Raw genomic sequence first — 8093 nt, 5'->3', positions numbered from 1 at the left:
TGCAGGAGCACGCTGACCTTGTGGCGCAGGGCGTCCGGCAGCCAGGCGCGGCGGTCCGGCGGGACCGGGGCGTGCAGCAGGCCGCAATCGCCGAGGCCCCATTCCAGCTCCATCCGGACCAGCAGGTCGGTTGCGCGGTCGAGATCGCTGCCCTCTCCGGCGCCCGCCGCCGAAGAGGCCGCGCCGAGCAGCACGTGTTCGGCCGCGCGGCCGCCGAGCAGCATCGCCGTCCAGTCGAGCGTCGCCTCGGCCGTCAGGAAGCGCGGCATCGGCAGCTCCGCCGCCCCGCCAGTGGCGCCGATGGTGACGCGCTTGGGCATCGGCAGGACGCGGGCGGCGGCCAGCAGGATATGGCCCGCCTCGTGGACCGCCATGCGCCAGAGGTCCCCGGGCGGGAGTGCGGGCGCGTGGCGCGCGGTGGCGGCGGCGAGATGTGCAGGGCCGATCGGCGCGGTGTCGTCGCGGGCCAGCCCCAGCGCCTCACGCGCGACCGCCGCGGCCGTGGCGCCGGTCTGGCCGAGAAGCGCGCGCGCCGCCTCGATCAGCGCTTTCGCGTCCGGGGCCGCCGCGCCGAGATGGGCCGCCAGGATCGCGCGCAGCCCGGCGAGGTCGGGCGGGCCGATCTCGAGCGTCAGGTCGAACCGCCCGGCGCGGCGCAGCGCGGGGTCGACAAGCTCCGGCGCGTTGGTCGCGGCCAGCACGACGACGCCCGGCGCGTCGTGCAGGCGGGTCAGCTGCTGCAACATGTCGTTCACCACTTGCCGGGTATAGTGGCCGCCATGATCGCCCGTGCTCCGCCGCCCGAAACTGTCGAACTCGTCGAGGAAGAACACCGACGGCGCCCGGGCGATCGCCGCGTCCACGGCGCCGTGCATGGCGGCGAGGTAGTCGCCCAGGTGCCCCGCCGCCTGGCAGGCGGTGTAGGAGGTGGCGATCAGCGGCACGCCCATGGTGCCCGCGAGCGCCCCGGCCAGCATGGTCTTGCCGGTGCCGGGCGGACCCCAGAGGAGCGCGGATCGGGTGGTCTCGGCCCAGTCGAGCCCGCCCGCCTGCCAGCGGGCGACGTCGCGGACCATCCGCTCCAGCGGCGCACGGACCTGCGGGGTGAGCGCCATGTCCGACAGCCGGGTCTGGCGGGCCTGCCGGGACTGGCGCAGGCGGTGCGTGTAGCGGTGCAGGCGCTGCGCGGCCTCTTGCGCGCTCTTGGCGGCCATCGCGGCGGCGAGCAGCGTGGGGTCCAGCCGGGCGAGATCCGCGTCGGCGGGCAGGTCCATCTCGGGCGCCGCGCCGTCCGCGCCGGGGAAGACGAGCGCGACGAGATCGGCCAGGATCTCTGCCGAGACCGGCGGCAGCGCCAGCCGGGCCCGGCGCGTGGCCTGCGCCAGCTGGCCGGGATCGCTGCCGGGCGGCAGGACGGCGATCACCGCCCGGCCCATCCCGATCAGCCGCGCGAGCCGGACGGCGAGGGCGCTCTCCTCGCGCTCCTGCGCCCGGTTCCGCCTCCGGCTCTCGGCAGGCCGGTCGCCGTGGGCGATCTCGACCCCGGAGAGGCCGAAGACGCGCCCGGTGATCCCGTCGAGATGCGGCAGCAGCGTCGCGAGCGTATCCGCCACGCGGACCGGATCGTCGCCGGGCGCCACGATCAGCTCGGTATGGCTGCCGCCCTCGGCGAGCCCCGCCAGGTCGGCGGGGGCGTTGAAGAGGCGGCCGATCCGCAGAGCATCGAGCCGTTCGAGGATCTCGGCGCGCCCCAGGCGACCGGGCCCATCGGCGCGCTCGCAACCGGGCGCGTCGTCGGCGGCCTGCGTTGCGGTCGCGCCGAACAGCTCCGCCAGGTCGTCATCCTCGGGCGGCGCGTCGAAGACGGCACGGGATCGCGTGGCCCGCCCGGTGTCGCGCAGGGACCGGGCAAGCTGGCGCGCAAGCTCGGCCCCGAGCGGAAGGCCCGCGCGGTCGACCGCGTCCATCGCGGTCATGCGCGGGCCTCCGCGGCGCCCGCCGCCACAGGGTGCAGACCTGCGCCCGGCGTCTCGCCGGGGATCGGCACCCCGAGGTCGCGCAGCGCTTCCTCCAGCGTGTCGCGCGGCCGGAGCCGCAGCGCGGGGATCGCGGTGGTCGGGATGCCTTGGTAGGTGCGCTTTGACGTCGTGAAGGCGATGACGTTCTCGGGGAGCACCGCCAGCGCCAGCAGGTCGAACTCGCCCGCCTCGTAGGCGCGGACCCCGATATGGCCACGGTTGTAACCCTTGGACGCGGAAAAACGATACACGCCGTCCTGCGAATGGGTCGTTGCCTTGACCTGCACCTTCAATCCGACATTGCCGACGATCAGAAGGCGGTCGGCCCCGTTGGCTTCCGGGATCTCAAGCGGCAGAAGCCCGAGGCGAAGCATCATGCTGTCGAAGAGCGCTTCGCCTGCGGCTCCGGTCAGCTTGGCATGACGCAGCAAGATTTCGGTCGGACAGTCGGGGTAGTCCCAAAGGGACGCGTCACAGGCGTCGTCGGACAAGGCGGGGAGGGGATGCGCGGGCAGGAGCCCGGCAAGCGGAAGTTGAACGGCCATGGGGGCCTCCATCAGGATGTGGGGGATCGGCGCGCGGCCGGACCGGGCCGCGCGGAAAGGATCGCAATGAGCCGGGACGGCTGCCGTCAGCAGGCGGGCGCGAGCGCTTCGGACCGGGGCGCCGGGACGGACCAGTCGGGCGCACCGCCGAAGATCGGCAGTTCGACCATCTCGTCCAGCAGGCGGAAGCTCACCCGCACCATGCGGTTGATCTGGCGGCTCGTGGGGGTCTCGCCCGGAAGCTCGAAGGTGGTTCGCGCGGCGCCGAAGACGTCGGCGATCACCCAGGCCTCGCTGCGCTCCTCGAGCACCGAGACCGCGGTGAAGATCGCCGCGATGCGCTGCAGGGCCTGGTCCGCCGCTCCGCGCGCGGGCAGCGCGGCGATCTCGGTCAGCGCATCGTGCAGGCGCTCCCAGCCCGCCTCGTTGTCGCGGACGAGACCGGTATGCTCGGCAGCATCGTGGATATCGCCCGCCTCCAGCGCGCGCTCGGTCCGAAGACACGTCGTCAGCTGCGCGAGAAACAGCAGGAAGGCGGCGGGAATGGCACCCTGCGGGGCAGCAAGTGAATCGGGTTCAGTCACGCCATGCGGCGTGGTAGGTGCGGCGTCAGCCATGGTCGATCTCCCAAATAGATCGGTTGTGGTCAGGGCCAGGGGGGAGCTGCAACTCCGTTCTGGCCCGCATTGCTTTCGGGGCGCCTTTTCTCAGTAGGCAATATTAATTTAATTCAACATTCCGGCTCTCGCAACCGCTTCAAACGCACGAAAATCGCTGTATTTTGGATAATCTCATAGTTAATGAGTCAGTGGCGACATTCGATTGGCATCTTGTACCCACCATTCGCATGTCCGGTTCCATAAGGATACATACTTTCGACGCATGCCTATTTTTTCAAGGAACTTCACGAAGGGAAAGCTGCTCCCGGCGAAGTGAGATGGCTTCCTTGGCGAATGCCGGAGCTCTCTTGAGGCAATGGGCTTCGATCAATGCTACGAACTTCGGTTTCCCTACGACCTGCTTTTCCTCGGATAGGTTTTCATCTTCTTTTAGGGCTCATCCTTGATCTGGTGTCTCTGGTACGGCGTGGATCGTGATGCCCGATTTTGGGGCCGAAGCCTCAAGCGGTCATGAAAATCCCTTGTTGGCGGTGCTTTCCGTAAGTGTTTCAGCGTGTTGCTGACCCTGCTCACAGGTTGCATTCGCCTTGGCCGCGGGCTCTGTCTGCCGCGCCCCGGCTGTTCCGCATACCTGCCAGAGCCGTCGAATATCAGCCCGCACTGCAATAACCCGATCAAGTCATTCCTGGTAATGGTGTGGGTTTCCTTATCAAGAACCTAGGGCGGGGTCCAAATGGAACTCGAGTTTCCGTAAAACACGGCAACATATCTTGGATCGGCTTTGGACCTGAGGGCTCCTGAAGAAAAGTGGCCGCGTTTCTCGCAGTTCGGAGTGTTTTTTGTGGATAACGCCAGCGCGGGAAAAATCGCTTCTCTATAGTGATCGTTACTGGCGGGATTGCCCTTGCCGGACGCCATGAAAGGAGAAACAGGATGCCACATTCTGAAAATGGAAAAGAGGAGCGTCTTCTGACGCGCAAGCAAGTCTCGGAAGTGCTCGGGGTCAGCGAGTCGTCGATCGAAAGGTGGTGCCGCGAGCGAGAAGATTTTCCGCTTCCCCGGCATCTGGCGGGCAGGTCGGTCCGATGGCTGCTCAGCGAAGTACATCAGTTCCTCGCGACGCTCCCGGTCGCGTCGGCCTACGACTTCGACTCGGATCGCCGCAATGGCCGTCGGTGAGTCCCGTCTCTGGAAGGTCACGCTTAGCGAGACGGAGCACGACCTTGCGCGACGCAACATGGAGCAGTCGGGCCTCAAGACCCGATCCGTGTTTCTGAGATCAACGCTGACATCGTCGTCGATGTCAGCGCGGATGGATTTGGGACGCGAGATCGGAGACCTTGGCCTGTGCGCGAATGAGTTGATCGCGCTTGTCCGAAAGGACGGTTGCGGCGTTCCGCAGGTCCGGGACGCGGCCGAGGCCGTGACCGCGCTGGCAATCGAGATTCAGCGCAAGATTGCTGCGGGGAAGCTGTGATGCGCCCGCGCTTCTCGCCGCACGTCAAGCCGTCCCGGGCGGCCCGTTATAACGGGCGGGCCGGGGCGGAGTATCTCGGCGGCACGGTTCCGGAACTGTCGGCCCGGGCGATGTCGGCGCATCTCGACGCGCTGGCGACCGACCACGACGGGAGCAATGCTGGCGCAATGAACGTCACATTGTCCGCGCCGGAGGGCCTCGTGCTCGGTGACCAGGAATGGCGCGAGGTCGCCATGGCGACACTGGAACTCCTCGGCGTACCGCCGTTGCGGGCGCCCTGGGCACTGTGGCGGCACCGCGACAGTTCCTGCGACCACGCGCACTTCTGTCTCGTTCTGCGGCGGTTCGACGGCTTGCGACTGCATGTCAAGCCAACGGCTGGCCTCTGCGACCGCATCCACAAGGTTCTCGCGCAACTGCTCGGCTTGCCGCCGCACGAGTACTTCGATCCGGCGAAGGGTCCTGTCGGGCCAGTCATCATCCCGCGCAGGCGGCTGAAGCACCCTCTCGATCATGACCTGGCGCTGGCCATCGAAAGCGCCCTCTCGCGGCCTGCGCCCGCGTCTCTCGACGAGTTCAACAGCAGACTGGCAGCGGGACCGACCCCGTTCAACGTTCGGCTCTCGGAAAACATTCACGGCGCAAGGACGGCGGAGTTCCACGCGCTCGGATCCGCGTTCACAGCGTATGGAGGCGGCCTGTCGAAAGCACTGCAGCCGCGGTTCCTGCTCGCCCGGTTCGATCTGAACCGGCGGGCGCGCGACCGGCTCCCCGAGATCCAGCTTGCGGCCATCGCCATCCGAAATCCCGACCTCCTGCAACAGATCGAACTTGCAACTGAAAGGCTACGAAATGCCCGAAGCGACGTCCCCCCAATTGACCGTGACCTTCTCCGCGGTGAAAGACCACCTTCAAACCCTGAGCGTGAGCGCCTCGAGCGGGCAGCAGAAGCTGGGGGAGCTGCACCAGGACGTGAAGGCGCTCCTGCCCCTGAGGGCGCTTCTCGACGCCGCGGATCCGGATACCCCGGGGATCGGCGATCGCCTGATCGAGTTCCTGCAGGCGAGCTTGCAGACCCAAAACGAGTTGAAAGCCGCTCTGAAAGCCCTCTCGAAGAATCAGGAAACGGTGAAAGAGAAGACGCAGGAGGCGCTGCAAACCTTGAGCACCCTCGACCATCGGATCGGTTCGGTGGAGGCGACACTGGGAGACCTACAGGACGAGGTAAAGAGCGTCACGGACGGAGCGGCGCGATTCCAGGAGCGGACAGAGAGAAATCTGAACCGCATCCTCGCGATCCTGGACCAGCCGGTCTGACGACCTTCGGCGCGCTGCTTGCGGCGGTGCTTCGCACGCTCTGGGCACTGACACCGCGGGCGACATGGCGTCCTGCCCCCGCCCACAAGGGTGTGGATCTGTCTTTCCGGGATCTGGGCAAGGTCCGGGTCACGGCGGCGGGTGTGAGCGCTAGCTTTCCGGACGGTGGATGGTCAAACCAGGCCTCGGCCTTTCGCCGCAGGTTCGCGGCCGCGACCGGGCTGGGCCGGATCTCCGGTCCCGAGGGCACGGAGGTGCCCCAACCCGCGGATCCCGGTATCGCCGAGGACCGACTGATCGGACCTGATCCACTGCCCGCGACGGCTGTCTCCTGGACAGTTGCGGAGCCCGAGGAGCTCGATGTTCCGGACGAGTTGGGGTTCGAGCCATGAGTGCCGATGCCTCCCGTCTTCGAACTGCGGTATCGGCAAAGATATCGCCGGCGAAGTCAGAAGCGATGTTGCTGCTGCGCTCCGAGGACGTTGGCGCCGATGTCGGGTCATGCGCGCCGTGCAATGGAAGCGTTCGGGGCGGCCGCTACTCCGCAGAACGCGCCGATCGGTTCCCGCTTGCCGACACCAGCCGAAACGCGGCGTGCGGCGACGCCAGCCTTGGTATTCTCCAGCGAGGGGACCTTGCCGTGACCGTGTGCCAAGTGACTGAAAACATATGGAAGTCCCAGTCGGCTGGCCCTTTTGGCGAGTTCAGAAGTCAGGTCGCCGTCTATGTCGGCAGCGATGCCAGCGCTGATGTCGCTGCCGACAGCGCCATCGGATCGGATTTCCCGTTACCGCATCACACCCCAAACCAAGGATGAACCCATGAGCAGATCGAAAACCCGCAAGCAACTCAAGGCCGAACACGCGAAGCGGAGCAAGGCATCTGAGGACAGAAAGCGCGCCGATGGTCTTGCCAAGGTCACGATCTGGGTGCCGACCGAACACGCCGACCGCATGAAGGCCGAGGCACGCAAGCTCTGCGAACTGCACCAAGCCAATCGCGTCTTGGAGAAACACGGGCGAGACGCCGTCCCCTTGTTGCCGCCCATCAGGGAGCCCCGAGCCAACAAGAGCGAGACGTCGGAAGCGTCGGAAGCGAAGCGCAAGTTCTTCAAAGACAGCTACCAGCCCGCCTTGCGCGAGATGGTCCTCGGCCTCGTCGATAGCCAGGGCCCAATCCTGAAATCGCATCTGACACTGCGACTGGCGCGGGACCACGGCTTCGATGCAACAGGTGCTCGGATAAGAAAAACCCTCGAGCCCCATTTCGCCGACCTCGTCGCCAAGCCGCACGGCAAAGACACGCTCTTCTGGCCGACCCATCAGGAGCCTGTCGACCGTCTGGAGTTCCGCGGGATGACAGTGGCAGGGGTGGAGCGAAGCTGGGTGCAGGTCCCGGACGAAGAGAAGCTGCACCTCATCGCGGAAATCCTCGGGCGTGAGCCTGACGACCCCATTCGCGAACTGTGCCGGAGGATCGAGCGTACCAAGGTAACAGAGAAACTCGAGGCCGAATTCCATCGGCTGCGAAACGTGATCGAGGCCCGACACGAAGACACTGCCCCCGATATCGCCGCGGAATGAGAAGAGAGAAAAAGCGACAGGGCAAATCGGAGCCGACAATGGGTCAAAAGGGGTGGCCTTGGCGGCGTTGATGCTGTAACCGCCCCCCGGCGGCATTGATGTGCCAAGGTGGGATCGCAACAATCCGTATTGGGAGGCGGTCATGTCGGAGATTATCACGGTCGGACTGGATCTGGCGAAGAATGTGTTCCAGGTCCACGGCGCAGACAGCGAAGGCAGAGCTGTTTTACGAAAGAAGCTCAGAAGAGCTCAAGTGATTGAGTTCTTCGCCAAGTTACCGCCCTGTCTCGTGGCGATGGAAGCCTGCGGTGGCGCCCATTTCTGGGGGCGGGAGCTGGCACGGCTCGGCCATGACATCAGACTGATCCCGCCTGCCTACGTGAAGCCGTTCGTCAACCGGCAAAAGAACGATGCAGCTGACGCGGAGGCGATCCGCGAAGCTGCGCAGAGACCGAACATGCGCTTCGTGCCCGTGAAGAGCGAAGAAACGCAGGGGGCGGCCAGCGTCTTCCGCGTCCGGGAATTGCTCGTCC

10 protein-coding genes are annotated in these 8093 nt (G+C 66.3%); 7 read left to right on the top strand and 3 right to left on the bottom strand.

What is annotated here, in order from left to right:
- The 3 genes from DKT77_RS17700 to DKT77_RS17690 form a co-directional block, all read right to left on the bottom strand.
- Positions 1-1976 (bottom strand): AAA family ATPase (locus DKT77_RS17700; protein WP_109813007.1); only part of this gene is annotated, 1976 nt, incomplete at its 3' end.
- Positions 1973-2563 carry a PDDEXK-like family protein gene (locus DKT77_RS17695; RefSeq protein ID WP_109813006.1) on the bottom strand — a complete coding sequence of 197 codons (591 nt, stop codon included), beginning with the start codon at positions 2561-2563 and terminating at the stop codon, positions 1973-1975. The genes DKT77_RS17700 and DKT77_RS17695, both read right to left, overlap by 4 nt.
- A gap of 86 nt (positions 2564-2649) precedes the next feature.
- On the bottom strand, positions 2650-3180 hold the full coding sequence (locus tag DKT77_RS17690) for a hypothetical protein (protein ID WP_109813005.1): 531 nt from the start codon (positions 3178-3180) through the stop codon (positions 2650-2652).
- 936 nt (positions 3181-4116) lie between these two features.
- Here DKT77_RS17690 and DKT77_RS17685 point away from each other — a divergent pair.
- The 7 genes from DKT77_RS17685 to DKT77_RS17655 all read left to right on the top strand — a co-directional run.
- Positions 4117-4362 (top strand): helix-turn-helix transcriptional regulator, encoded by a 246-nt coding sequence (locus tag DKT77_RS17685; RefSeq protein WP_109813004.1) that lies wholly within the window; start codon positions 4117-4119, stop codon positions 4360-4362.
- Positions 4349-4660: a hypothetical protein gene (locus DKT77_RS17680; protein WP_109813003.1), complete on the top strand. Its 312-nt coding sequence runs from the start codon at positions 4349-4351 to the stop codon at positions 4658-4660. Before DKT77_RS17685 ends, DKT77_RS17680 begins: the two co-directional genes overlap by 14 nt.
- 852 nt (positions 4661-5512) lie before the next feature.
- Positions 5513-5977, top strand: a complete 465-nt coding sequence (locus DKT77_RS17670) for a hypothetical protein (RefSeq protein WP_109813001.1) — start codon at positions 5513-5515, stop codon at positions 5975-5977.
- A 143-nt stretch (positions 5978-6120) separates the two neighbouring features.
- Positions 6121-6369 (top strand): hypothetical protein, encoded by a 249-nt coding sequence (locus DKT77_RS17665; protein ID WP_146205034.1) that lies wholly within the window; start codon positions 6121-6123, stop codon positions 6367-6369.
- Positions 6366-6794 (top strand): hypothetical protein, encoded by a 429-nt coding sequence (locus DKT77_RS21185; RefSeq protein WP_238547988.1) that lies wholly within the window; start codon positions 6366-6368, stop codon positions 6792-6794. Before DKT77_RS17665 ends, DKT77_RS21185 begins: the two co-directional genes overlap by 4 nt.
- Positions 6795-6798: 4 nt before the next feature.
- Entirely contained in the window at positions 6799-7560 is a 762-nt protein-coding gene (locus DKT77_RS17660) for a DUF3320 domain-containing protein (protein ID WP_238547987.1), read from the top strand.
- Between the two features lie 142 nt (positions 7561-7702).
- On the top strand, positions 7703-8093 hold a 391-nt coding region (locus DKT77_RS17655), incomplete at its 3' end, for an IS110 family transposase (RefSeq protein ID WP_146205033.1).

This window comes from Meridianimarinicoccus roseus (assembly GCF_003172915.1).
Lineage (GTDB): Bacteria > Pseudomonadota > Alphaproteobacteria > Rhodobacterales > Rhodobacteraceae > Meridianimarinicoccus > Meridianimarinicoccus roseus.
The sequence above is the reverse complement of the archived record's forward strand: the minus strand, read 5'-3'. Positions and strand labels throughout refer to the sequence as shown.

Coding starts and splice junctions, on each gene's coding strand:
- DKT77_RS17695 (WP_109813006.1), bottom strand. CDS start 2,563: ATGGCCGTTCAACTTCCGCTTGCCGGGCTCCTGCCCGCGCATCCCCTC.
- DKT77_RS17690 (WP_109813005.1), bottom strand. CDS start 3,180: ATGGCTGACGCCGCACCTACCACGCCGCATGGCGTGACTGAACCCGAT.
- DKT77_RS17685 (WP_109813004.1), top strand. CDS start 4,117: ATGCCACATTCTGAAAATGGAAAAGAGGAGCGTCTTCTGACGCGCAAG.
- DKT77_RS17680 (WP_109813003.1), top strand. CDS start 4,349: ATGGCCGTCGGTGAGTCCCGTCTCTGGAAGGTCACGCTTAGCGAGACG.
- DKT77_RS17670 (WP_109813001.1), top strand. CDS start 5,513: ATGCCCGAAGCGACGTCCCCCCAATTGACCGTGACCTTCTCCGCGGTG.
- DKT77_RS21185 (WP_238547988.1), top strand. CDS start 6,366: ATGAGTGCCGATGCCTCCCGTCTTCGAACTGCGGTATCGGCAAAGATA.
- DKT77_RS17660 (WP_238547987.1), top strand. CDS start 6,799: ATGAGCAGATCGAAAACCCGCAAGCAACTCAAGGCCGAACACGCGAAG.